The following is a 23,631-nucleotide window of genomic DNA, read 5'->3' as shown; positions in this document are numbered from 1 at the left end:
TTGGTCGGCGTCCCGGCAGCGGCCGGTCCGACGGCAACTGCCACCCGGCAACAGCCGGTTCGACGGCAACTGCCGGGGGCGTGCGGGGAGTGCCGGAGATCAGTCGCCGGGGCGGAACCGGAGCGCCGACCAGGTGTCGTCGATGGCGATCTGCCGCACGGGCCGCACGCCCCGCTCGGACAGCGCGGCGGCCAGGGTGTCGCGGTTCAGGTCGGTGCCGAGCTTCCCGCCCTTCGGGTAGGCCACCCAGGCGAGGGCGTCGCGCCGCGCGGCGGCGAGCGCCGCCTGCGCGTCCGGGCCGGAAAGGTCGGCGGAGGAGGTGACGAAGGCGAGGACCGCGTCGGCCGACGCCGGGTCGGCGGCGGACTCCGACTCCAGGTGGACGTCGTCGGGCTCGCCCAGCACGGCGACGCTCTGGCCGGTCTTGATCTGCAGCTTGTCGAGTACGGACACCTCGCTGATCCTGCCACACGGCCGCTCGCCGGGGCTGTCGCCCGGCAAGGGCTGGTCGGACACCCGAGCCGGACGGGCCGGAGATCCGGCCGTCGGCGGCGGACAGTCAGACGGAGCTCGTCAGGCGCACGGGGGCGGTCGCGCTGCGTGCGGCCGCCCCCGCGACCAGGCCGGAGCACCACGAGGTGCTGCTGGACTTCCTGGTCCGGCCCGGCGCCGTGCGTGCCGTACGCACGACGGCCGTTCCCCTCTGCCGGCTGTGTCGGCTTCCAGGGGGAACGGCCATGCGCGGGAGGAGGCCCGGTGTCTCAGCCGGCGGCTTCGGTCTCCGGCTCGGGCTGCCGGCCCGTCTCCTGCTCGAAGCGGGCGTGGAACCGCCGGGTGTGGTCCACGTGGCGTTCCGGACCGGTGAGGGTGACCATGGCCGTCAGGCGGGCGTCGGTGCTGGAGGCCGCCAGACGCAGGTGCAGTTCTCCCGGTTCGACCACGCGCCGTCCGTCGCGGCCGGTGAAGGAGGCGAGGTCGGCCGGCACGGTCACCCGCAGCCGGCGGCTCTCGCCGGGCGCCAGCGGCACCCGGGTGTAGCCGACGAGGCGCTGCACGGGCTGCACGACGGAGGCGACGGGGTCGTGCAGGTAGAGCTGCACGACCTCGGTGCCGTGGCGTTCCCCGGTGTTGCGGACGGTGAAGGCGAGACGGAACTCGCCGCCGGTGTCCGCCTCCGCCTGCTCGACCGTCAGTTCGCTCCAGCGGAAGGACGTGTAGGACAGTCCGTGGCCGAAGGCGAAGGCCGCCGTGGGGTCGATGTTGGAGACATCGCTGGCCTGCGCGAGCCGGGCGCCGAGGTAGGTGGCGGGCTGGGCGCCGGAGCCGCGCGGCACGCTGACGGGCAGCCGCCCGGAGGGATTGGTGCGGCCGCTCAGCACTCCCGCGATGGCGGCGGTGCCCTCCGCGCCGGGGAAGAAGGACTGCACGAGGGCGGCCGCCTCGTCCACGGCGCGGCCGAGGGCGTAGGGCCGGCCGGCGAGCAGGACGGTGACGACCGGCGTGCCGCTGTCGAGCAGGGCGTCCAGCAGGTCCTGCTGGGCTCCCGGCAAGGTCAGTGATGCGCTGTCGCAGCCTTCGCCGCTGGTTCCGCGGCCGAAGAGGCCCGCGCGGTCTCCGAGGGCCGCGATGACGACGTCGGCCTCGCGTGCGGCGCGGACGGCCTCGTCGATGCCGGTCACGTCGCCGTCGTCGACGCCGGTGCCCCGTACGACGGTGAACTCGGCGTCGGGAAACTCGTGCCGGAGGGCGTCGTGCAGCGTCGGCAGGTCGATGCCGGGCGGCGTCTGCGGGTGGTGCACGCCGACGTGCTGGGGGAAGGAGTAGCAGCCCAGCACGGCCGTGGCCTCGGTCGCGTTGGGGCCGACCAGGGCGATCCGGCGCGGCCGGTCCAGGGGCAGGGTGCCGTCGTTGGCCAGCAGGACGACCGCTTCCTCGGCGACGGTGCGGGCCAGTTCCCGGTTGGCCGGGGTGTCCAGGTCGATGGTGCCGCGCAGCGTCTCCGGGTCGTCCGGGTCGGCTCCCGCGAGCGCGGCCGGGACCGGGTCCCAGCCGACGTCGAGCAGCCCGAGCCGGGCCTTCTGGGTGAGCACCCGGCGCAGGGCGCGGTCGATGAGCGCTTCGGGCACCCGGCCCGCCGCGACGGCCTCCGCGAGGGGCGCACCGAACGTCTTCACGGTGGGCAGTTCCACGTCGACGCCGGCCCGCAGGGCCGTGCCCGCGGCCTCCGCCCAGTCACCGGCGACGCCGTGCAGGGTCCTGAGGAAGGCGATGCCGAAGTAGTCCGCGACGACCGTGCCCTCGAAGCCCCAGGTGTCGCGCAGCAGCCCGGTGAGCAGGTCCTCGTCGGCCGCGGAGGGCATCCCGTCGGTGTCGGTGTAGGCGTGCATGACGGAGTCCGCTCCGCCCTCGCGCAGCGCCATCTCGAAGGGGGGCAGGATGACGTCCGCGCGCTCGCGCGGGCCCATGCCGACGGGCGCGAGGTTGCGGCCGGCGCGGGAGGCGGAGTATCCGGCGAAGTGCTTGAGGGTGGCGACGACGCCGGTGGACTGCAGGCCCTGGACGTAGGCGGTGCCGATGCTGCCGACCAGGTACGGGTCCTCTCCGATGGTCTCCTCGACGCGTCCCCAGCGGGCGTCGCGGACCACGTCGAGGACGGGGGCGAGGCCCTGGTGGACGCCGACGGACCGCATGTCGCGGCCGATCGCGGCGGCCATGCGGCGGATCAGGTCCGGGTCGAAGGTGGCGCCCCAGGACAGGGGCACGGGGTAGGCGGTGGCGCCCCAGGTGGCGAAGCCGGCGAGGCACTCCTCGTGGGCCAGGGCGGGGATGCCGAAGCGGTTCGCCGCGGTGATCCGCTTCTGGGTGCGCGCCAGGGACAGCGCCCCGAGGGCGGGGTCGACGGGTGCCGTGCCGAAGGGGCGGGTCAGCTGTCCCAGACCGGCGGGCAGGAGGGCGTCGAGGTCGACGGCCTCCTCCATGTCGTGCTGGTGCGGGGCGACTTCGCCGCCCTCGGCGGAGGCGCCGACCCACACTCCGTACAGTTGGGCGATCTTCTCGTCCAGGGTCATCGCGTCGATCAGCGCGGACACACGGACGGCGATGTCCTGGGTGGGGTCGTTCCAGACAGGGGCTTCGGGGGTGGTCTCTACGGCCACGTTGGCGGTCACTTTCCTCCCACGCCCATCAGGCCCTGGACGAGGGCCCTGCGGGCGAACAGGTAGACGAGCAGGACGGGCACCATCGACAGCATCACGGCGCCCAGCAGGCCGGGGATGTCGATGCCGTGTTCGGTCTGGAAGTTGTACAGCCCCAGGGTGATCACCTTGGCCGAGTCGGACTGGGTGAGGACCAGCGGGAACAGGAAGCCGTTCCAGGCCTGGAGTGCGGAGAACACCACGATGGTGGACAGGCCGCCGCGGGAGAGCGGGACGACGAGCTGGAAGAACATCCGCCGCGGGGTCGCTCCGTCCACGGTCATGGCCTCGAACAGCTCCGGGGAGATGTCGCGCATGGCGCCGCTGAGGATCAGGGCCGACATCGGCAGGCAGAACGCGGCGGTGGGCAGGATGATGCCCAGGAGGTTGTCGTACAGGCCGGCTTCGCTGATCAGGTAGAACATCGGGACGATGACCGCCTGGGCGGGGATGGCCAGGCCCAGCAGGAACAGCCGGAAGATCTGCGAGGTGACCCGGCTGCGGCTGCGGACGATCGCGTAGGCGAGCGGCGGCACGAGCAGCAGCACCACGCCCACGACACAGACGGTGACGATGACGGTGTTGAGGAAGTACCGGCCGAAGCCCGAGTCGAAGGCCGAGGTGTAGTTGTGCAGGGTGAAGTCGTGCGGGAAGGACAGCGGTCCGTTCTCGGCGTAGTCCTGCCGGGTGCGCAGGGTCGCCGCGAGCATGACGTACAGCGGCAGGCCGACCAGGACGAGCCAGACGATCGAGCCCGCTCCCGCCAGGTAGTTGGGGCGTCGCCTCATGAGACACCCTCCATGTCGCTGCGCATCTTGTCGTAGCCGGAGACGCGGACGACGATCAGCGAGATGATCGTGGCCGCGACGACCAGGCAGAGCGCGATGGCCGAGCCCGCGCCGAAGTCGAAGCCCTGGAAGGCCTTCTGGTACATGTAGTAGGCGCTGATCGTGGTGTCGCTGCCGGGGCCGCCCTGGGTGAGGATGAGGACCGTCTCGAACGTGGTGAGCCCGCCGACGACCATCAGGATCATCGAGGTGATCATCGAGTTGCGCAGCTGCGGCAGGGTGATGTGGAAGAACTGGCGGTAGCGTCCCGCGCCGTCGATCTCGGCCGCCTGGTACAGCACCTGCGGTATCGCGCGGGCGGCGCCCTGGTAGATCAGCGTGTGGAACGGCGTGAACTGCCAGGTGCTGACGAAGGCGAGCACGCCGATGGCGGTGGCCTGCCTGCCGAACAGGTTGCCGTCCCCGAACAGCCAGGTCATCCGTGCGGGGATGCCGAAGTTCGGGTCCAGCAGCGCCCGCCACAGCACCGACACCGCGGTGGAGGACAGCAGCAGCGGCACGAAGTAGATCGCCGACAGCACCGCGCGGTTGCGCTGGTGCCCGGCGGCCCACACGCCGAGCACGATGCTCAGCGGCGTCTGCAGGACCACGCCGAGGGTGGTCAGCAGGAGGGTGAGCCAGATGCTTTTGATCATCACCGGGTCGTCGAGGATGCGGTGCCAGTTGTCCAGGCCGACGAACCGAGGTGATCCCAGGCCGTTCCAGCTCATGAAGGACAGCACCGCCACCACGACGAGCGGGGCGATGGCGAAGAGGGCGAAGAAGACGGTCGCGGGCAGCGCCCAGAGGAAGGTCGGGCGCGTGCCGCGGGCGGCGCGGGTTTCCTCCGGCCGGCGCCGGGCCCGCTTGGGGGCCACGGCGGCGGGCGGAGCACTGGTGGTCTGTGTGCTCATGAGGGGTTTCACTCGGCGGGGAGGGCCTGCATGGCCTTGATGAAGCCGTCCGCGTCGATCTGTCCGTCGAAGAACTGCTGGACGGCCTGGTGGATCGGCGTCATCGCCGCCGGCGGGTAGGCCTGGTCCCAGGAGAGCTGGAAGGACTTGGCCTTGGCGACGAGGTCGTACTGGAAGCGGGAGTACGCGGGGCTCGCCGACTGGCCGAGGAACTTCGGGGTGTTGGTCGTCGTCGGCAGGTTGCCGATGGCCAGCTGGGCCTTCACGAACTCGTCCGAGTACATGAGCTTCAGGAACCTGGCGACGGCGTCGGGGTGCTTGGTCCGCTTCAGCACGGAGTAGAAGTTGTTGGTGTTGCCGACCACGTCGGAGGTGTCGCCCTTGCCGTCGGCGACGCTCGGGAACGCGGTGTAGCCGAGCCCCTTGGCGGCGAACTCCTTCGCGTCCTGCTGCTGCTGGGCGTAGTACCACGAACCCATCAGCTCGAAGCCGGCCTTGCCGGAGGCGACGAGGGCGGGCGAGGCGCCGTTGGTGTACTTCACCGAGTCGTAGTTCTTGCCGAAGGCCCCGGCGTCCACCAGCTGCTTGAGCATGCCGAGCGCCTTCTTGCTGTCCGGGCCGGCCCACGCCTCCTTGTCCCCGCCGAGGGCCTTCTGGAACAGGCCCGGTCCGGCGACCCGGTCGTAGACGTACTCGAACCACATGAGGGTCGGCCACTGGTCGCCGCCGCCGAGGGCGATCGGCGTGACGCCCGCGGACTTCAGCTTCTTCACCGCGGCGAGCAGTTCGTCCCAGGTCTGGGGCGGCTTGACGCCCGCCCTGTCGAGCACGTTCTTGTTGTTGAACAGCAGGACCGGCTGGGTGCCGCGCATGGGGATGCCGTAGGGGTGGCCGTCGACGACGGCGCTGTTGAAGACGGCGGGCAGGAACTTGTCGTCCAGGCTGGGGTCCTTCTTGATGAAGTCGTCCAGCGGCATCAGCAGGCCGGCCTTGACGAACGGCTGGATGCTGCCGCCGCCCCAGTTGAAGAAGATGTCGGGCGCCTTCGGAGTGCTGATGATCGTCTGCAGCTTCTGCTGGTAGTCGGCGCCGGGGATGGTGTCGAGAACGGCCTTGACGTCCGAGGTCTTGTTGAAGGTGTCGACGATCTGCTTCTCCACCTTGTTGCTGGCGTCCCCGTAGACCAGCACATGGATCTTGCCGTCGTCCGCCGAGCCTCCCCCGCTGCCGTTCCCGCAGGCCGCGAGACTCGCCGAGAGGGCGAGTGCCGTGGCACAGACGAGCACCCGGGACATCCGTACACGCATGATCATCCCCCTTCCGAAAATTTCGGCATCTTCGCCGAAAGTGCTGCGGCTGGACAGTAGGCGCATGGAGGAGAATCGGTCAACGGTCGTGCATCCACGCGGCCAAACCGTTATCGGTGGCCATGGCCTATGCTGCGGCCATGCGCGAAGAAGACCAGGTGGCCCGCAGAGTCACACTGGCGACCGTGGCCAGGGAAGCCGGTGTCTCGCTTCCGACAGTTTCGAAGGTGCTCAACGGTCGTTCGGATGTGTCCTCTGCGACCCGGGCCAAGATCGAGCATCTGCTGGAGGTCCACGGCTACCGCCGGCGGACGCTGGGCGCGCCGCCGACGCCCCTCATCGAGATCGTGTTCCACGAGCTGGAGAGCGTCTGGGCGATGGAGCTCATCCGGGGCGTGGAGAACGTCGCGAAGCAGCACAACGCGACCGTCGCGCTGACGGAGAGCGGGACGCGGCAGGCTCCCGGGCCCGAGTGGATCGAGGGTGTGCTGCGCCGCCGGCCCCTGGGGGTGCTGCTGGTCTTCTCCACCCTGCCCGAGGACGTGAAGCGGCAGCTCGTCTCCCGGGCCATACCCTTCGTGATCGTGGACCCGGCCGGCGACCCCGATCCCGACGTGCCGTCCGTCGGCTCGGCCAACTGGGCCGGCGGGCTTGCCGCCACGCGGCACCTCACCGACCAGGGCCACCGCCGCGTCGCCATCATCACCGGCCCCGAGGACCTGATGTGCTCGCTGGCCCGCCTCGACGGCTACCGCTCGGCACTGGCGATGGCCGGCATCGACGCGGATCCCGGGCTGATACGTTTCGGCGACTTCCATGTCCAGGGCGGTTTCGAGCACGCGCTGGACCTGCTGCGGCGCCCGGACCGGCCCACGGCGATCTTCGCCGGGAGCGACCTGCAGGCCCTCGGCGTCCTGGAGGCCGCACGGGTACTGGGGGTCAGCGTGCCCGGCGAGCTGTCGGTGGTCGGTTACGACGACGTGCCGCCCGCCCAGTGGTCGAGCCCGCCGCTGACCACCGTCCACCAGCCGCTCCAGCGCATGGCCGAGGAAGCGGCCCGTATGCTTCTGCAACCGAAGCACGCCAAGAAGTCCGCCTCGCGGATCGAGCTGGCCACGCATCTCGTGGAACGCCAGAGCACCGCACCGCCGGCCCGGGACTGAGAGCTTCGAAACTTTCGCAGCGTTCGATCGAACACCGCGAGGAGCCAGTGCGGATTGCATACCACTCCGAAGGGGCGTCCGTAAGACCCATAAGAGGTCAGCCCTGTGGTCCCGGCACACGAGGACGAAAGTTTCGTTAATGGAGAGGGCTCCGACAGAGAGACTTTCGTTGAAGTTTCGGAAACGAAGCCGTTGACCGCCCTTTCGAGCCGGGCGCATACTCACTGGCGCTCGACGCCCCGCAGCGGCGCCAGTTCACCCGTTCCATCGCGCTGCCGGGTCTGCCCATCGGCCTTCACACAGGAGGAAGCATGGACATGGACCACGCGTTCGACCCCTCGATGAGCCGCAGAGGCTTCATCGGCCGCGCCGGTGCCCTGGCACTGGGCGCCACCGCGTCCGGGCTGCTGCTGCCCGGAACCGCGCACGCGGCCACGACCATCACCACGAACCAGACCGGCACCAACAACGGCTTCTACTACTCGTTCTGGACGGACTACGGCGGGTCGGTCTCCATGACCCTCGGCTCCGGCGGCAACTACAGCACCTGGTGGCAGAACTGCGGGAACTTCGTCGCCGGCAAGGGCTGGAGCAACGGCGGGCGCCGGACCGTGCAGTACTCGGGCAGCTTCAACCCGTCCGGCAACGGCTATCTGTCCCTGTACGGATGGACCTCCAACCCGCTCGTCGAGTACTACATCGTCGACAACTGGGGCACCTACCGGCCCACCGGCACCTACAAGGGCACCGTCACCTCCGACGGCGGCACCTACGACGTCTACGAGACCACGCGGTACAACGCCCCGTCCGTGGAGGGCACCAGGACCTTCAACCAGTACTGGAGCGTCCGGCAGTCGAAGCGGACGGGCGGCACCATCACCACCGGCAACCACTTCGACGCGTGGGCCCGCTACGGCATGCCGCTGGGCAGTTTCGCCTACTACATGATCCTCGCCACCGAGGGCTACCAGAGCAGCGGCAGCTCCAACATCACGGTGAGCGGCTGACGTTCGCTTCCGCGACGGCTCGATCCGACCTCGGCCCCCCACCACGCCGACACGAGGAGGACCAACCCCGCATGCGCACCCCAGCACGCTCCCCCGTCATGGCCCTGGCCGCCGCCGCGACGGCCGTGGCCGCCACCGTCACGCTGTCCGTCGACGCCGGCCCGGCGCACGCCGCGACCTGCAACGGATACGTAGGACTCACGTTCGACGACGGCCCGTCCAACGATCACACCCCGGCCCTGCTCAACGCGCTCAGGCAGAACGGACTGCGCGCCACGATGTTCAACGAGGGCCAGTACGCCGCGGCCTACCCGTCCCAGGTGCAGGCCGAGATCAACGCCGGAATGTGGGTCGGCAACCACAGCTACACCCATCCGCACCTGACCCAGCTGAGCCAGTCGCAGATCGACTCCGAGATCTCCCGCACCCAGCAGGCCGTCGCGAGTGCGGGCGGCGGCACTCCGCAGCTGTTCCGTCCGCCCTACGGCGAGACCAACGCCACGGTGCAGGCGGTGGAGGCCAAGTACGGCCTGCGGCAGATCATCTGGGACATCGACTCGCAGGACTGGAACGGCGCGAGCACGGACGCGATCGTCCAGGCCAACGCCCGGCTGACCAACGGCCAGATCATCCTGATGCACGAGTGGCCCGCCAACACGCTCGCGGCGATCCCCCGCATCGCACAGGTGCTGGCGAGCAAGGGCCTCTGCGCCGGCCGGATCTCTCCGCAGACCGGCCGCGCCGTGGCCCCCTGACGGGTACTCAGGTGGCGCGGCGGTAGCACGCCGTCTTGCCGGAACCTACCCGCTGCCCATCGGCCCGGTCCCCTGCGGGACCGGGCCACATGCGTGGGCGATCGCGCCCCGCACGTCCCCTTGCGGAGACGGCAGTCGGGCGTGAAAGGCATGCACCCTACGGGCCGGGCCGCGCACCGGCGGACCTCCGGCGAGCGCGCACCCACCCGAACAGCACCACCGAACACAGCGCCGCGAACGCACACCAGGTCGACACGAACTCCAGCCGCCACAGCGCCCAGCACACCGCCGCGCCCACGGCGGCCAGGACGCCCAGCACGAACAGCCGGCGGTCGCCGGACAGCAGCAAAGAGCCGATCGTGGCCAGCAGATAGCCCACGACGAGCGGCACCACCGGCGAGACGTGCAGGGCGTATCCGACGGTGTGGCCGCGGATCTCGGCCGTCACCGGATCGCCGGCCAGGCCGCGGGCGAGCAGCGCGGCGGTCACCGCTCCCGCGGCGAGCGGGAGGAGCGGGCGTGGGGCGGTGCCGCACACATCACGCCCGCCGGGACCCAGAGCGCGAGCACCGGCAGCGCGATCACCGCCCAGGCGAGGGTCGCGGGGCCGCCGCCCCCGCCCGAGCGCCACACGGCCGACTCCACGATCTGATGGGCGCCCAGCAGCAACGGCACTGCCGCGAGCGGCAGTTCACGGCCGCTGCGCACCAGCGCCACACAGGCCGCCCCGACCGCCGCGACGGCACTGCCCGCCGCGAGATCGGCCGTCGCACTCCAGCACATCCACGCCACCAGGGGTCCGCCACGGGCCTTCCGGCTCTGCCGCCGACCACGGTACGGCCTTCTGCCGCGGCCTCCGAGATGATTGGCTTGCCCCGGCCCTCGCGCCCCACCACCCGGCCCGGCAGTCAGGAGGACTCCGCACCATGAGCAGTGGCTACGCGTTCGAGTACAAGGTCGTCACCTTCCGGGAGTCGCTGATCGGCGACGCCCTGGACAGCGACAGGCTGGAGAAGGTTCTCAACAAGCACGCGGAGGACGGCTGGGGCCTGAAGGCCATCACCTCCGCCGACGTCAAGGGCCGTATAGGGCCCGGGGCGGTGGAGGGGCTGCTGCTGACCTTCGAGCGCCCGCGGCAGTGACGTCCGCGCGCACCCTGCACTGACATCCGCGCGCCGGTGCACGGACGCCCGCGGAACCGGCCGGGCGCGGACAGGTCCCCGGCCGGCCGGAGGTGTGCCGGCCTGCCGCCCGGCGGGGTGGGCAGGTCCGGCTCCGGCCGGAGGCCCGACGGCCCTGCGCCGGCGCGATGAGGGAGGCCGGTAACGCCCCGCGGCCTGCCCGCTCCGCCGGGCGTCCGGCTCGAAGACACGCCCGGGTCCATGTGAGACTGTGGGGGCAGGAAACCCGTCTGCGGATACGGTCGAGCGATGGATCTCAGGGATCTGGCCGACAGGCACGGGGGCGATCCGTTCGGCATCACGACTGCCGCCGTCGCCCTCGTGGACGTACACGGCCTGATCCGCTACTGGAGCCGGAAGGCCGAGGACCTCCTCGGGTATCCGGCGTCCGGCGTGCTGGGGCGGCCGGCGGCGTCCCTGCTCGCCGGAGAGCGCTCACCCGCCTCCGTGCTCGCGGCGGCCCAGCGGCTCGGGGAGGGCTGGGAGGGGCTGATCACCGCACGCCACCGCGCGGGCCACCCGGTCGAGCTGGCCCTGCGGGTGTGTCCGCTCAGCGCCGAGCACGGCTCCGGCTGGCTCGCCGTGGCCTGCGCCGCCTCCGACTCACGCCGGTGGCAGCTCGACCAGGCGGTGATGCGCGGCCTGCTGGAGGAGTCGCCGATCGGTATCGCCGTCCTCGACTCCGAACTGCGCTTCCAGTGGGTGAACCACGTGCTGGCCGCCATGGAGGGACTGCCGGCCGACCTCGCGGCCAGCCGTGCGGCACCCCCGGGCCCGGAACAGCTGCCCTCGGCCGTGGACTGGCAGGCCCGCCAGGCGCTGATTTCGGGGCAGGGCGCGCCGACCGTGGAGCATGTGCCACCGCCGCACGGCAGGTCCCGGCGCAATGCGCAGAGTCACCTCAGGCTCCGTTCCTCCTTCCCGCTGAAGGACCTCGACGGCAAGACGCTCGGCGTGTGCCACACCGCCGTCGACTTCACCGCCCAGGACCGGGCACGCGCGCGGCTCGCCCTCGTCAACGAGGCCGCGCAGCGCATCGGCACGACCCTGGACCTCGACCGCACGGTGCAGGAACTTGCCGAGGTCCTGGTGCCGCAGCTCGCCGACTTCGTGGCGATCGACCTCTTCCAGGGCGTCCTCGCGGCCCGGGACCTCACTCCCGGACCGGTCACCGGCGGCCCTCTCCAGCGGGCGGCGCACGTGTCGATTCGCGAGGAGGTGCCGGAGGCGATCGTGCCCATCGGGGAGCCCTCCGCGTACGCGGCCAAGTCCCCGCAGCAACGGTGCCTGACCACCGGCCGGCCGATCCTCGATCCGGTGCTGGACCCGACGACGTGGTGGCTGGCGGACGATCCCCAGCGTCTGTCCAAGATCATCGGCCTGGGCGTGCACAGCCACCTGGTGGTGCCGCTCCGGGCGCGCGGCGTGACGATGGGTGTGGTCACGCTGCTGCGCTGGGAGAACCCCGGCCCCTTCGACGAGGACGACCTGCTGCTGGTGGAGGAACTGGTGGCGCGCGCGGCGGTGTGCGTGGACAACGCGCGCCGGTTCGTCCGCGAGCACCACGCCGCCCTCGCCCTGCAGACCAGTCTGCTGCCGCCCGACCTGCCCGATCACTGCGCCGTCGAGGTCGCCTACCGCTATCTGCCGGCTGACCCCGAGGCCGGTGTGGGCGGCGACTGGTTCGACGTCATCCCGCTGTCCGGGGCCCGCATCGCCCTGGTCGTCGGGGACGTGGTGGGCCATGGCATCCACGCCGCGGCCAGCATGGGCCGGCTGCGTGCGGCCGTACAGACGCTGGCCGACATGGACCTGCCCCCCGACGAGCTCCTCGCCCACGTCGACGACCTCGTCCTGCGCCTCTCCGACGAGGCGGAAGCGGCCGAGAACGGGCCGATGGTTATGGGCGCGACCTGCGTCTACGCGGTCTACGACCCGATCTCGCGGAAACTCAATGTGGCCCGTGCCGGACATCCCACTCCGGCCATCGCCCACCTGACCGAGCCGGTCGAACTGCCCGACATTCCCGCCGGTCCCCCGCTCGGGCTCGGCGGGCTGCCCTTCGAGTCGGCCGAGATCGAACTGGAGGAGGGCACGGTCGTCGCCCTCTACACCGACGGTCTCATCGAGGCGTCGGACCGCGACGTCGACGTCGGCTTCGAGCGGCTCTGCTTCGCCCTCGCCCACCCCGACCGGCCGCTGGAGGAGATCTGCGACACGATGGTCCGCATTCTCCTGCCGGACCGCCCGCACGACGACGTCGCCTTCCTCATCGCCCGGACTCACGCGCTCTCCCCCGACCACGTGGCCTCCTGGGAGGTGCCCTCCGATCCCCGCGCGGTGCACGAGGCACGCGACAACGCCCTCCGCCAGCTGGCCGCGTGGGGGCTGGAGGACATCGCCTTCACCACCGAACTGATCGTGAGCGAGCTGATCACCAACGCGATCACGCACGCCGTCGGACCGATCGGCCTGCGCCTGATCCGGGAACGGACGCTGATCTGCGAGGTGTCGGACGCCAGCAACACCTCGCCCCATCTGCGCCGCGCCCGCACCACCGACGAGGGCGGCCGCGGCCTCTTCCTCGTCGCCCAGCTCGCCCAGCGCTGGGGCACGCGCTACACCGCCACCGGCAAGACCATCTGGGCGGAACAGCAGGTCCCGGACAACGCGGCCTGCTGAGCGGGTCCCGCTCCTCGCCGGAACTCCGGACGCGATGGGCCTCGGTGCTTCGGCGAGGCGGCCGCACAGCAGGCCGGACCCTCCCGTTCGGGGGCGGCACAATGGCGGCGTGGATCGAGACAACCGGATCATCGTCGCCCTGGACTGCGACGACCGTGCCGCCGCCGAGGGCATCGTGGACCGGCTGGGCGAGGAGTGCGGCTTCTACAAGGTCGGCCTGGAGCTTCTCACCGTGGCCGGGCCCGACGTCGTCAGGCACCTCGTCGCGCAGGGCAAGGAGGTCTTCCTGGACCTCAAACTCTTCGAGATCCCGCACTCGGTCGCCGGTGCGGTGCGCGCCGCGGGAGCTCTGGGCGTCTCCATGGTGACCGTGCACGGCATGGGTGGTGCGGGCGTCCTGTCGGCCGCCGTCGATGCCGCCCGTGCCTTTCCCGGACTGCGCGTCCTCGCCCTGACCGTGGTCACCAGCATGACCGACGAGGATCTGGCCGGCATCGGCGTCCGCTCATCCGTCGGGGAGCAGGTGGTGAGGCTGGCCCGGCTGGCGGGCGAGGCCGGCTGCCACGGTGTGATCGCCTCGCCTCAGGAGGTCGCGGCCCTGCGCGGCGTCCTGGGCCCCGATGCGCTGATCGTCACCCCCGGGGTCACCCTGCCCGGTGACGCCCCGGCCGATCATGTCCGCCCCGGAACACCGCGCGCCGCCTTCGCGGCGGGCGCCTCCCACATCGTCGTGGGCCGGACGGTCACGCGGGCGGCGGATCCGGCGGCCGCGCTCCGTCGCCTTCGCGCGAGTCCGGCCCCGCAGGCGTCGGCTGCCGTCGGGTGACCGGCGCGGTGTTCCCGGCACCGCCCTACCGGCCCGGGCCCCGCCCGGCCTCCGGGAAACGGGCGGACTCGTCGTCGGGCACCCGTACGGTCGGCTCCGGGGTCGCTCGGCCTGTCGTCGTACGGCCCGGGAAACCGGCCCGCAGCACGGCGGCTGCCGCGGCGGCGGCCAGGACCACTGCGGCGGCGAGGAGGAGCGCCTGGTGGTAGCCGTGCCGCAAGAGCGGGGTGACGACCGGCGGGCCCAGCATCTGGCCGACGGAGTACCCGGCGGTGAGCAGGGCCACCGAGCGCGGAACCCGCAGGTGCGCTCCGGTGGCGAGGGCGAGTGTGCTGATGCCGATGAACGTGCCCCCGAACAGGGCCGCGGAGACCAGGGCGGCCGGCACTCCGGCGATCAGCGCCGGCAGGGCGATGCCGGCCGCCTGGACGAGGAGCGCGGCCAGCAGCAGGCCGGGGCGGGACCAGCGGCGCCCCAGCCAGGCCCACAGCGCCGCGGACGGCACGGCGGCCAGCCCCACCAGCACCCAGGCCCCGCTGCCGGCCCAGCCGGGGGAACTCTGCTCGATCGCCGAGACCAGGAAGGTGCCGGCCACGATGTAACCGATGCCTTCCAGGGCGTAGGAGACGAACAGGGCGGTGAACCACCGGTGCACGCCTGTTCCCCGGGGGGTTTCCCGGCCCTGTGGGGTTGGGGGCGGGGCCGCTTCGGGGCGCAGGTTCCAGGAGGCGGCGCTCAGCAGTGCGGCGAGGGCGGCCGAGGCGTACCAGGCGGTGCGCCAGTCGGCGAGCGGGCCGAGCCAGTGCAGCGCCAGGACGAGCAGGCCGGACAGCGCGATGCCGGCGCCGACGCCGCCGAACCCCCAGCCGGGCAGGTGCGCGGGGTGCTCCCGCAGGTGGCCGAGAAGGGAGCTGACGGCGATCACGAAGATGAGTGCGCTGGCCACCCCGGCCGACAGCCGGAGCAGGAACCACGCCGACGTGTCCCGGGTGGCCGGCATGGCGGCCAGGCTGCCGGTCAGTACGGCCAGGGAGGTGCGCAGGACGGTGGCGGAGCGCACCAGCGCCGGGAGCGCGATGCCCGCGAGCGCTCCCAGGAGGTAGCCGGCGTAGTTGGCGGTGGCCAGGTTCGCGCCGGCGCCCGCCGTCAGCCCCGCCTGGGTGTGCATCAGGGGCAGGATCGGGGTGTACACGAAGCGGCCGACCCCCATGCCCGCGGCCAGCGCCGCCGCGGCCCGGGCGACATGGCCCCACGGCGAGGCCGGGTGTCCGCCGCTTCGGTCCCGGAGGGCGCCCGGTCGTCGTGCGCTCATGACGGAGTCCTCCGGCCGTCCCTCATCTGCGCACTCCGTTCTCTGTCGCATGTCCCTGGGAAGGGCTGTGGCAGGGGTGGTCGGGCAGCCGGTGAGCCGCCGGCCGGGCCGGGCTGCCATGGCGTCATCGTCCGTCCGCCGCCGGTGGGGGCGCCACGACCGGATTCCTCACTGCTGATAGGCCGAGCCTCCTACCGGTCGTAGCATGAGGGCCGTGGAGCTGCGCCAACTCCGGTACTTCGCCGCCGTCGCCGAGGAGCTGAACTTCGGCAGGGCCGCCGAGCGGCTCCTGATCGCCGGGCCGTCCCTGTCCCAGCAGATCAAGGCTCTGGAACGCGACCTCGGAGTGCGCCTGTTCGACCGCGACCGCCGGTCCGTCTCGCTCACCGCGGCGGGCTCCGCCCTGCTCCCGCAGGTCCGCGACCTGCTGGCCCGGGCCGAGGAGCTGGAGCGCCGCGCCAGGACGCTGTCCGGTTCCGAGCCGGTACGGCTCGGGTACGTCAACTGGCTTCCGGCGGACCTGACCGCCCGCACCTCGCCGGTGGCCCGGGTGCACCTCGACGCCTGGGTCGCGCCCTCCCACACCCAGGCCGCCCGGGTCGCCGACGGCAGCCTGGACCTCGCGGTGTGCTGGGCCCCGGCCGCGGAACTGCAGCGGCTGGGGCTGCGCGCCACGCTGATCGGCGCCGACCGGCTCTACGCCGTCGCCACCGGTGACGACACCGGGCCCGTCCGCGCCCGTGACACCGCCGTCCTCGTCGACGCGGACACCACGTCCTGGCTGTCCTGGAACATCTACGCCGAGCGCCTGGCCGGGGACACGGGGGCCCGCGTGGTGCACATCAGCGACGGCGGCGTCACCGGCCCCGCGTTCTTCGACCACGTCCGCCGCAGCGACCGCCCGGTCGTCAACTCCCCCAAGGGGCAGACCAGTCCGCTCCCGCCCGATCTGGTACGGCGCCCGGTCGTGGCGCCGGAGATCCGCTGGACCTGGTCGGTGGTCCGGCGCGCCGCCGAGGACCGTGCCGCGGTCCTCGGCGTCGTCGAAGCCCTGCGCGACGGCGTCGGAGACCTCGGCATCCACGGCCCGGACGTCTGGCTGCCGGCCGGCGACCCGCACCGCTCACCGGGGCCCTCGCACCCGCCCGCGTCCCGCCGCTGACCCGCCGACCCGGGCCAGGAGGCGTCGCCCGCCCGTGTGGCCGGTTGTCTCCCGGGTCTCACCGGGCTCAGAGGCAACTGAGAGTTTGCTGTGGCAGTCTGGCGCGCCCCAACCCCCTCGGGAGCGCTCGAATGACTTTGATCAACGGTCTGCCCGCCCATGTCCTGCTGGTCCACGTGGTCGTGGTGCTGATACCGCTCACCGCGTTGGCCCTGGTGGCCGCCGCCATGTGGCCGCGGGCCGCCCGCCGGCTGGGGGCGATGCTCCCGCTGCTGGCCTTCGTGGCCCTGGCGAGCGTGCCGCTGACCACGCATGCCGGCGAGTGGCTCGAGCGGCACGTGGCGGACGACGCCCTGGTGCGCCGGCACACCGAGCTGGGCGACGGGCTGCTGCCGTGGGCCCTGGGCCTGTTCGTGCTGGCGGCCGTCGTGTGGTGGGCGGCGCGCCGTGGGGAGGCGGAGTCCGGGCGGGGCGGCGGCCTGCGCTGGTCCGCGCTGCCGGTGCGGATCGTGGTGGGCGTGCTCTGCGTGGCCGTGGCGGCGGGTGCCGTGGCGGACGTCTACCGGATCGGCGACTCCGGAGCGAAGGCGGCCTGGCACGACGCGTACTCGAAGTCGGCGACGCGCGGCGGGGACGGCTCCTGACCCCGCGCGACCGGGCGAAGCCGCACCCTCCGCGAGGCCGCGGGGCCGGCTCACCGCAGGGTGCGGTCAGCCGAACAGGCCGCGCACGCGGATCGTCTCGACGTGCCGCCACGAGCCGCCGGGCAGCAGCACCCAGTCGCCGTTCGCGGACGTCGCCTTGCGTACGGCGGCGGGGCGCGCCGCCCGGCGCGACGGCAACCGGGAACCGCAGCCCCGCGTCTTCGCCCGCTGCCGGGTGTGGGCCGACTTGCTCATGACCACTCCCGCGACATGATGCGCTGTACTCCACCGGGTTCCCCCGCGAGCGCCCTTGCTCCGTCCTCCATCGTCCCTCTGTTCCCGCGGGATCGCCCGGTGACGCGAAGGAGAACGGTGCGCACGGACCTGTGTGCGCGGTCCGCCGCGTCAGCACTCGATGACGTTGACGGCGAGTCCGCCGCGGGCGGTCTCCTTGTACTTGACCTTCATGTCGGCGCCGGTCTCCTTCATCGTCTTGATGACCTTGTCGAGGGAGACGTGGTGCCGTCCGTCGCCGCGCAGGGCCATGCGAGCCGCGGTGACGGCCTTCACCGCGGCCATGCCGTTGCGCTCGATGCACGGGATCTGGACCAGGCCGCCGACCGGGTCGCAGGTCAGGCCGAGGTTGTGCTCCATGCCGATCTCGGCGGCGTTCTCCACCTGCTCCGGGCTGCCGCCCAGCACCTCGGCGAGGCCGCCTGCCGCCATCGAGCAGGCGGAACCCACCTCGCCCTGGCAGCCGACCTCGGCGCCGGAGATGGAGGCGTTCTCCTTGAAGAGCAGGCCGATCGCGCCCGCGGCCAGCAGGAACCTCACCACGCCGTCCTCGTCGGCCCCGGGGACGAAGCGCAGGTAGTAGTGCAGGACCGCGGGGATGATGCCGGCCGCGCCGTTCGTCGGGGCGGTGACGACCCGGCCCCCGGCGGCGTTCTCCTCGTTCACCGCCATCGCGTAGAGGGTGACCCACTCCATCGCGCGGCCCGCCGGGTCGCCCTCGCTGCGCAGGGCCCGGGCCGCCGACGCGGCCCGCCGGCGGACCTTCAGGCCACCGGGCAGGATGCCCTCGCGGGACAGGCCGCGGGAGACGCAGCCCTCCATGACCCGCCAGATCGCCAGCAGGCCCGCGCGGATCTCCTCCTCGCCGCGCCACGCCTTCTCGTTCTCCAGCATCAGCGCGGAGATGGACAGGCCGGTCTCGCGGGCGAGCCTCAGCAGTTCGTCACCGGTGCGGAACGGGTGGGACAGCTCGGTGTCGTCGGCCTTGACCCGGTCGGCGCCCACGGCGTCCTCGTCGACCACGAAGCCGCCGCCGACCGAGTAGTACGTCTTCTCCAGCAGCGGCACGCCGTCGGCGTCGTACGCGAACAGGGTCATGCCGTTGGCGTGGTACGGCAGTGAGCGCCGGCGGTGCAGGACGAGCTGGGTGGAGGCGTCGAAGTCGATCTCGTGTGCGGAGCCGATCTCGGCGCCGAGGAGGCGGATGCGGCCGGTGCCGCGGATCCGTTCGACGTCCAGGTCGGCCTGGGTGACGTCGACGGTGTGCGGTTCGTTGCCCTCCAGGCCGAGCAGGACGGCCTTGGGGGTGCCGTGGCCGTGCCCGGTGGCGCCGAGGGAGCCGAACAGCTCCGCCCGCACCGCCGCGGTCTGGGCCAGCACGCCGTCCTTCTTCAGCCGGGCGGCGAACATCGCGGCCGCGCGCATCGGGCCGACGGTGTGCGAGCTGGACGGGCCGATGCCGATGGAGAACAGGTCGAAGACGCTGATTGCCACGCCGTGACTCCGGGGGACGGGCGGGGTGTGCCGGGCACGCCCTGCGGGAGGGTTGTCGGTTACCGGGGCGGGCCGTGGCGCAGACGCCGGCGCGTCCTGTCCCGGTGCACTGCCGACGTGCGCCGGGCCGGGATGAGTTGACGCGCGGCCCTCATGACACGGCAGGCACGGCGGCGGGGACGAGGGTGCGGCGGAGCCGGTTGAACAGCTTCGGCTGGTTCAGGGAGAGCACCGCGACCGGGGTGTCCTCGCGCCGGTAGACGGCGGTGAAGCACCGGCTGTCGAGGTCGCCGTCGACCACCTCGGGCTGGGCGCCGGGAGCGACGTGCCCGGCCAGCTGGATGCGCACCCGGTACTGGTCGGACCAGAAGTACGGTGCGGTGGCCGGGGCGGCAGCCGGGACGCCCGACAGCAGTGTGCGGGCGGCCGTCGTCCCGTGTTCCGTGGCGTTGCTCCAGTGCTCGATGCGGGCGTGCCGGCCGGTGAACGGATGGGGGCAGCGGGCGACGTCGCCGACGGCGACCACACCGGGGACGGTGGTGGCGCAGCCGGCGTCGCAGACCACGCCGTCGTCGACCTCGACACCGGAGCCGGCGAGCCAGTCGGTGGCGGGCCGCACGCCCACCCCGGCCACCACGATGTCGGCGGGCAGCACGCGCCCGTCGGCCAGGCGCACTCCGGTGACGCGTTCGCCGCCGACGAGTCCGGCCACGCCGGTGCCGCACAGCAGGCCGACCCCGTGGTCGCCGTGCAGCGAGGCGCACACCCGCCCCATCGTGCGGCCCAGTTGGCGCTCCAGCGGGACGTCGAGCGCCTCGACGACGGTGACGTGCAGCCCGAGCCGGTGGGCGGTGGAGGCCACCTCGGCGCCGATGAAGCCGGCGCCGATGACGACGACCCGGGGCAGGCCGCTCAGCAGTTCGGCGCGCAGCGCCTGGGCGTCGTCCAGGGTGCGCAGTGTGTGGACGCCGGCCAGTCCGTCCGTGCCGGGGAGGGTGCGGGCGGTGGCGCCGGTCGCGATGACCACGCCTTCGGTGCGCACGTGCCGTCCGCCGGCCAGCGTGACGGTCCGGGCCGCGGGATCGAGCCGCACCGCGCGCTCGCCGAGCAGCCAGTGGACGTCGAGGTCGTCGTACTCGTCCGCGTCGCCGAGCGCGAGCGCGTCGGCGTCGAGCTCGCCCTTGAGGAAGTCCTTGGACAGCGGCGGCCGGTCGTAGGGCGCGTGCCGCTCCTCCCCCACGACGACGATCTCGCCGTCGTAGCCCTGTGCGCGCAGCGCGCGGACGGTGCTCAGGCCTGCCAGTGACGCGCCGACGACGGTGATGCTCCTCATGCGGGCTCTCCGAAGGATGACTGTCTCGGACTGACTGTCTCGAATTACACAACATCAATCGCTATACGCAACATGCTTTCCATTGTTCCGGACGGCTGTCAAGGGGACGGGACGCATCAGTCCTGGGCGGGGTGCGCCTCGAGCCGGTCCCGCAGCCAGGTGTGGAAGGCGCCGATGTGGTGCTCGCTGGGCACCAGGACGCCGCCCTTGGCGTAGGCCCGGGAGCTCATCCCCGGCTGGGTGCGCTCGCAGGCGCCGAAGTCCTGCTGGTTCACCCGGTGGAACAGCTCCACCGAGCGGTCCACGTCCTTTCCGCTCTCCACCACGTGCGGCAGGTACAGCCAGTCGCACTCCACCACCGTGCGGTCGTGCGCCATGGGGTACATCCGGTGGACGATCACGTGGTCCGGCACCAGGTTGACGAACACCTGCGGCTTGACCGTGATCGCGTAGTAGCGGCGGTCCTGGTCCTGCCCGACGCCCGGGATGCGGTCCAGGCCCTCGCCGCCGTCGACGGTGAAGCCCTTGACCTGCGCACCGAACCCGGCGCCGTGGCCGACGTAGTACTGCGCCGCGTAGCCGTCGGCGAACTCCGGGAGCACCTCGGTGAGTTCGGGGTGGATGGTCGCGCAGTGGTAGCACTCCATGAAGTTCTCGATGATCAGCTTCCAGTTGGCCTTCACGTCGTACGTGATGCGCCGGCCGACCCGCAGGTTGTCGACGTCGTAGTTCTCGATCGACTCGGTGTCGCCGAGCCGTTCGGCCACCGCGCCGATCACGTCCTGTTCGAAGGACGGCGGGGTGCCGGCCAGACACACCCACACGTAGCCGAGCCACTCGCGGACATGGACGTTCACCAGGCCGTACGCGGTGCGGTCGACATCGGCCATCGACGTCAGGTTCGGCGCCGCCACCAGCTTGCCGTCCAGGCCGTACGTCCAGGCGTGGTAGGGGCACTGGAAGGCGCGCTTGACCTCACCGGACTCCTCCAGGCACAGCTTCGCGCCCCGGTGCCGGCAGATGTTCAGGAACGCCTTGACGGAGCCGTCCCGGGAGCGGGAGACCAGCACGCTCTCACGGCCCACCTGGCAGGTGCGGAACTGCCCCGGCCGCGCCAGGTCCGAGGCGCGGGCCACGCAGAACCACATGGCCTCGAAGACGCGTTCCTGCTCCAGGGCGAAGACCTCGGGGTCGGTGTAGTACTGCCCGGGCAGCGTGGCGATCAGGCTGGAGGGAAGGCTGGTCGTCGTCATCGTGGTCACCTCGGGATGCGTCAGACGCGCACGCGGCGCGGGCCGGAGAGGGCGATGGGGTGCTCGGTGGTGCCGTCGACGGTCAGGTCGGCGACGATCTCGCCGATCACGGGCACGAACGTGAACCCGTGGCCGGAGAACCCGCAGGAAGGGCCCGCCTGCGCAGGCCCAGGTGAGCTTGCGACGGAACCTGCTGAGGGGCGCCTCGTCGATGGCACGGATCGACATCGGACTTCCTGGTCTGGGGGGGGACGGCGATCAACGTTGCGCTTTACGAAACATGTCTCTTTACACGCAACTGAACATCGAGAGCGTTGCGCCGTCAAGACGGGGGGCGGAAGTCTGCCGCCCCTGAGGGCGAGTTGTTGCGCATGGCGCATCTTCTCGCTCAGGCAGGAACAAGCCTCTTGACCGGCCGCCGTCCACACCGGACCATGTTGCGTATCACTCTCACCGTTGCGTATTGCGCATTACGGAGGATGTCATGTCCCCTCGCCCGCAGCCCGGCCGCGAGTTCGTCCTCACCCTCTCGTGCCCCGACCGGTCAGGCATTGTCCACGCGGTCACCAGCTTCCTCGTGAGCCATTCCGGCAACATCCTCGAGAGCCAGCAGTTCGACGACCGCCTTCAGGACCGCTTCTTCATGCGGGTGCACTTCGAGGTCACCCATCCGGCCACGTCCCTGGAGCTGCTGCGCACCGGCTTCGGCCCGGTCGCCGAGGCGTACCGGATCACCTGGCAGCTGCATGACGCCTCGACCCCGACCCGCACCCTGATCATGGTGTCGAAGTTCGGCCACTGCCTGAACGACCTGCTCTTCCGCCAGTCCACCGGCTCGCTCAACATCGAGATCCCGGCGATCGTCTCCAACCACCGCGACTTCGAGCCGCTGGCCCGGAACTACGGCATCCCGTTCCACCACATCCCGGTGACCCGGGAGACCAAGGCCGAGGCGGAGGCCCGGCTGCTGGAGCTCGTCGCCGAACTCGGCATCGACCTGGTGGTGCTGGCCCGCTACATGCAGATCCTCTCCGACGACCTGTGCAAGCGGCTCGACGGCCGGGCCATCAACATCCACCACTCCTTCCTGCCGAGCTTCAAGGGCGCCCGGCCGTACGCGCAGGCGCACCGGCGCGGCGTCAAGCTCGTCGGGGCGACGGCACACTACGTCACGCCCGACCTCGACGAGGGCCCGATCATCGAGCAGGACGTCGTGCGTGTGGACCACTCCCACACGCCGGACGAACTGGTCACCATGGGCCGCGACGTGGAGGCCCGGGTCCTCGCCCGCGCCGTGCAGTGGCACAGCGAGAGCCGTGTGCTGACCAACGGCAACTGCACGGTCGTCTTCCGCTGACGCACGGGCCGCCCTACGGTAGGGGGGCCGGCCGGCGCCGACGGCCGGCGAGGTCCGGCAACGGCTCGCCGCGACCCTTCGCCGCACCCCTCCCTCTGCGTATAGTTGCGCCATGAGCAACCACACCGCAGATGGCGAAACAACGGCTCCGGCGGTGAGCGGGGTGCAGTCCGTCGACCGCGCCGTCAGCGTCCTGGAGATCCTCGCCCGGCGCGGAGAGGCGGGCGTCAGCGAGGTCGCCGCCGAGATCGACGTCCACAAGTCGACCGCGTTCCGTCTGCTCGGGGCGCTGGAGGCGCGCGGACTGGTGGAGCAGGCGGCCGAGCGCGGCAAGTACCGGCTCGGTTTCGGCATCGTGCGCCTGGCCGGCGCGGTCACCGGGCGCCTGGACATCACCCAGCAGGGCCGCGAGGTGTGCGAGCGGCTCAGCGAGGAGATCGGCGAGACCGTCAACATCGCCGTGCTGCAGGAGCATTACGCCGTCAACCTCTATCAGGTGCGCGGGCCGGGCGCCGTCGGCACCCACAACTGGGTCGGACAGCTCACGCCGGTGCACGCCACGTCCAGCGGCAAGATCCTGCTGGCGCACCTGCCGGCGCGAGAGCGGGACGAGGTGCTCGCGGCCTCGGGCCTCCGGAAGCACACCACGCGCACCCTGACCACCCGGGCGAAGCTGGAGAAGGACCTGACCGAGGCGCGGGAACGCGGGTACGCGGTGACGCTGGAGGAGCTCGAGATCGGGCTGCACGCCATGGCCGCCCCGATCCGCGCCCACCGCGGCGAGGTCATCGCCGCCCTCAGCTCCTCCGGTCCGGCGTACCGCTTCACCGAGGAGCGCATGCACGAGCTGGCGCCGCTGCTGATCAAGGGCGCGGCGGAGATCAGTCACCGCATGGGCCACGTCGGCTGACGTGCTCCGGGCGTGG

The 23,631-nt window shown here is 71.9% G+C and carries 20 protein-coding genes and 2 pseudogenes; 10 read left to right on the top strand and 12 right to left on the bottom strand.

All coding sequences use genetic code 11. The annotated features are described in order from the left end of the window. Positions 1-99: 99 nt before the first annotated feature. The 5 genes from OG956_RS34785 to OG956_RS34765 all read right to left on the bottom strand — a co-directional run bounded on the left by OG956_RS34785 (position 100) and on the right by OG956_RS34765 (position 6,248). Positions 100-453: a hypothetical protein gene (locus OG956_RS34785; protein ID WP_330341998.1), complete on the bottom strand. Its 354-nt coding sequence runs from the start codon at positions 451-453 to the stop codon at positions 100-102. 308 nt (positions 454-761) lie between these two features. Continuing rightward, complete coding sequence (locus tag OG956_RS34780; protein ID WP_330341997.1) at positions 762-3,167, bottom strand: glycoside hydrolase family 3 N-terminal domain-containing protein; 2,406 nt, start codon at positions 3,165-3,167, stop codon at positions 762-764. Then, entirely contained in the window at positions 3,164-3,982 is an 819-nt protein-coding gene (locus OG956_RS34775) for a carbohydrate ABC transporter permease (RefSeq protein WP_330341996.1), read from the bottom strand. Before OG956_RS34775 ends, OG956_RS34780 begins: the two co-directional genes overlap by 4 nt. Then, positions 3,979-4,935, bottom strand: a complete 957-nt coding sequence (locus tag OG956_RS34770; protein ID WP_330341995.1) for a carbohydrate ABC transporter permease — start codon at positions 4,933-4,935, stop codon at positions 3,979-3,981. The genes OG956_RS34775 and OG956_RS34770 overlap by 4 nt, the downstream gene beginning before the upstream one ends. An 8-nt stretch (positions 4,936-4,943) precedes the next feature. Continuing rightward, entirely contained in the window at positions 4,944-6,248 is a 1,305-nt protein-coding gene (locus OG956_RS34765; RefSeq protein ID WP_330341994.1) for an ABC transporter substrate-binding protein, read from the bottom strand. Between the two features lie 134 nt (positions 6,249-6,382). Between OG956_RS34765 and OG956_RS34760 the strand changes: the two genes are divergently transcribed. The 3 genes from OG956_RS34760 (at position 6,383) to OG956_RS34750 (ending at position 9,167) form a co-directional block, all read left to right on the top strand. Beyond that, on the top strand, positions 6,383-7,405 hold the full coding sequence (locus OG956_RS34760; protein ID WP_330341993.1) for a LacI family DNA-binding transcriptional regulator: 1,023 nt from the start codon (positions 6,383-6,385) through the stop codon (positions 7,403-7,405). A gap of 311 nt (positions 7,406-7,716) precedes the next feature. Then, positions 7,717-8,412: a glycoside hydrolase family 11 protein gene (locus tag OG956_RS34755; RefSeq protein ID WP_443065635.1), complete on the top strand. Its 696-nt coding sequence runs from the start codon at positions 7,717-7,719 to the stop codon at positions 8,410-8,412. A 71-nt stretch (positions 8,413-8,483) separates the two neighbouring features. Next, positions 8,484-9,167 carry a polysaccharide deacetylase family protein gene (locus OG956_RS34750; protein ID WP_330341992.1) on the top strand — a complete coding sequence of 228 codons (684 nt, stop codon included), beginning with the start codon at positions 8,484-8,486 and terminating at the stop codon, positions 9,165-9,167. Between the two features lie 157 nt (positions 9,168-9,324). Here OG956_RS34750 and OG956_RS34745 read toward each other — a convergent pair. After that, positions 9,325-9,950 (bottom strand): annotated as a pseudogene (locus OG956_RS34745) (DUF6629 family protein). A 143-nt stretch (positions 9,951-10,093) separates the two neighbouring features. Between OG956_RS34745 and OG956_RS34740 the strand changes: the two are divergent. The 3 genes from OG956_RS34740 to pyrF all read left to right on the top strand — a co-directional run bounded on the left by OG956_RS34740 (position 10,094) and on the right by pyrF (position 13,856). Beyond that, positions 10,094-10,309: a DUF4177 domain-containing protein gene (locus tag OG956_RS34740; protein ID WP_330341991.1), complete on the top strand. Its 216-nt coding sequence runs from the start codon at positions 10,094-10,096 to the stop codon at positions 10,307-10,309. 288 nt (positions 10,310-10,597) lie between these two features. Next, entirely contained in the window at positions 10,598-13,030 is a 2,433-nt protein-coding gene (locus OG956_RS34735; protein ID WP_330341990.1) for a SpoIIE family protein phosphatase, read from the top strand. A gap of 109 nt (positions 13,031-13,139) precedes the next feature. Then, complete coding sequence (gene pyrF, locus OG956_RS34730; protein ID WP_330341989.1) at positions 13,140-13,856, top strand: orotidine-5'-phosphate decarboxylase; 717 nt, start codon at positions 13,140-13,142, stop codon at positions 13,854-13,856. Between the two features lie 25 nt (positions 13,857-13,881). Here the strand turns inward: pyrF and OG956_RS34725 are convergent, their stop codons facing one another. After that, complete coding sequence (locus OG956_RS34725) at positions 13,882-15,168, bottom strand: YbfB/YjiJ family MFS transporter (RefSeq protein ID WP_443065634.1); 1,287 nt, start codon at positions 15,166-15,168, stop codon at positions 13,882-13,884. A gap of 205 nt (positions 15,169-15,373) precedes the next feature. Here OG956_RS34725 and OG956_RS34720 point away from each other — a divergent pair, with 205 nt between their 5' ends. Both OG956_RS34720 and OG956_RS34715 read left to right on the top strand, forming a co-directional pair. After that, complete coding sequence (locus tag OG956_RS34720) at positions 15,374-16,330, top strand: LysR family transcriptional regulator (RefSeq protein ID WP_330341988.1); 957 nt, start codon at positions 15,374-15,376, stop codon at positions 16,328-16,330. Between the two features lie 131 nt (positions 16,331-16,461). Further along, complete coding sequence (locus OG956_RS34715; protein WP_330341987.1) at positions 16,462-16,974, top strand: DUF2231 domain-containing protein; 513 nt, start codon at positions 16,462-16,464, stop codon at positions 16,972-16,974. Positions 16,975-17,040: 66 nt separating this feature from the next. On the opposite strand, the gene OG956_RS34710 is transcribed toward OG956_RS34715, so the two are convergent. The 5 genes and pseudogenes from OG956_RS34710 to OG956_RS34690 all read right to left on the bottom strand — a co-directional run. Beyond that, positions 17,041-17,229 (bottom strand): hypothetical protein, encoded by a 189-nt coding sequence (locus tag OG956_RS34710; RefSeq protein WP_330341986.1) that lies wholly within the window; start codon positions 17,227-17,229, stop codon positions 17,041-17,043. 150 nt (positions 17,230-17,379) lie between these two features. Next, entirely contained in the window at positions 17,380-18,762 is a 1,383-nt protein-coding gene (locus OG956_RS34705; RefSeq protein ID WP_330341985.1) for an L-serine ammonia-lyase, read from the bottom strand. 151 nt (positions 18,763-18,913) lie between these two features. Then, positions 18,914-20,095, bottom strand: a complete 1,182-nt coding sequence (locus tag OG956_RS34700) for an NAD(P)/FAD-dependent oxidoreductase (protein WP_330341984.1) — start codon at positions 20,093-20,095, stop codon at positions 18,914-18,916. A 116-nt stretch (positions 20,096-20,211) separates the two neighbouring features. After that, the gene (locus OG956_RS34695) at positions 20,212-21,348 is read right to left on the bottom strand and encodes an aromatic ring-hydroxylating oxygenase subunit alpha (RefSeq protein ID WP_330341983.1); all 1,137 of its coding nucleotides are present in this window, start codon (positions 21,346-21,348) and stop codon (positions 20,212-20,214) included. A gap of 20 nt (positions 21,349-21,368) precedes the next feature. Further along, positions 21,369-21,497 (bottom strand): annotated as a pseudogene (locus OG956_RS34690) (N-methyl-L-tryptophan oxidase); the annotation flags it as partial. Positions 21,498-21,832: 335 nt separating this feature from the next. Here OG956_RS34690 and purU point away from each other — a divergent pair. Then, on the top strand, positions 21,833-22,705 hold the full coding sequence (gene purU, locus OG956_RS34685; RefSeq protein WP_330341982.1) for a formyltetrahydrofolate deformylase: 873 nt from the start codon (positions 21,833-21,835) through the stop codon (positions 22,703-22,705). A 112-nt stretch (positions 22,706-22,817) separates the two neighbouring features. Further along, complete coding sequence (locus OG956_RS34680) at positions 22,818-23,615, top strand: IclR family transcriptional regulator (protein WP_330341981.1); 798 nt, start codon at positions 22,818-22,820, stop codon at positions 23,613-23,615. Positions 23,616-23,631: the final 16 nt, after the last annotated feature.

The sequence above is a fragment of the Streptomyces sp. NBC_00557 genome (genome assembly GCF_036345995.1).
GTDB lineage: Bacteria > Actinomycetota > Actinomycetes > Streptomycetales > Streptomycetaceae > Streptomyces.
Note: the sequence above shows the minus strand (reverse complement) of the source record. Positions and strands in the feature narration are given on the sequence as shown.

Coding starts and splice junctions, on each gene's coding strand:
- OG956_RS34700 (WP_330341984.1), bottom strand. CDS start 20,095: ATGAGGAGCATCACCGTCGTCGGCGCGTCACTGGCAGGCCTGAGCACC.
- OG956_RS34760 (WP_330341993.1), top strand. CDS start 6,383: ATGCGCGAAGAAGACCAGGTGGCCCGCAGAGTCACACTGGCGACCGTG.
- OG956_RS34755 (WP_443065635.1), top strand. CDS start 7,717: ATGGACATGGACCACGCGTTCGACCCCTCGATGAGCCGCAGAGGCTTC.
- OG956_RS34720 (WP_330341988.1), top strand. CDS start 15,374: ATGAGGGCCGTGGAGCTGCGCCAACTCCGGTACTTCGCCGCCGTCGCC.
- OG956_RS34725 (WP_443065634.1), bottom strand. CDS start 15,168: ATGAGCGCACGACGACCGGGCGCCCTCCGGGACCGAAGCGGCGGACAC.
- OG956_RS34740 (WP_330341991.1), top strand. CDS start 10,094: ATGAGCAGTGGCTACGCGTTCGAGTACAAGGTCGTCACCTTCCGGGAG.
- OG956_RS34710 (WP_330341986.1), bottom strand. CDS start 17,229: ATGAGCAAGTCGGCCCACACCCGGCAGCGGGCGAAGACGCGGGGCTGC.
- OG956_RS34715 (WP_330341987.1), top strand. CDS start 16,462: ATGACTTTGATCAACGGTCTGCCCGCCCATGTCCTGCTGGTCCACGTG.
- OG956_RS34735 (WP_330341990.1), top strand. CDS start 10,598: ATGGATCTCAGGGATCTGGCCGACAGGCACGGGGGCGATCCGTTCGGC.
- purU (WP_330341982.1), top strand. CDS start 21,833: ATGTCCCCTCGCCCGCAGCCCGGCCGCGAGTTCGTCCTCACCCTCTCG.
- OG956_RS34750 (WP_330341992.1), top strand. CDS start 8,484: ATGCGCACCCCAGCACGCTCCCCCGTCATGGCCCTGGCCGCCGCCGCG.
- OG956_RS34695 (WP_330341983.1), bottom strand. CDS start 21,348: ATGACGACGACCAGCCTTCCCTCCAGCCTGATCGCCACGCTGCCCGGG.
- OG956_RS34775 (WP_330341996.1), bottom strand. CDS start 3,982: ATGAGGCGACGCCCCAACTACCTGGCGGGAGCGGGCTCGATCGTCTGG.
- OG956_RS34680 (WP_330341981.1), top strand. CDS start 22,818: ATGAGCAACCACACCGCAGATGGCGAAACAACGGCTCCGGCGGTGAGC.
- OG956_RS34765 (WP_330341994.1), bottom strand. CDS start 6,248: ATGATCATGCGTGTACGGATGTCCCGGGTGCTCGTCTGTGCCACGGCA.
- OG956_RS34770 (WP_330341995.1), bottom strand. CDS start 4,935: ATGAGCACACAGACCACCAGTGCTCCGCCCGCCGCCGTGGCCCCCAAG.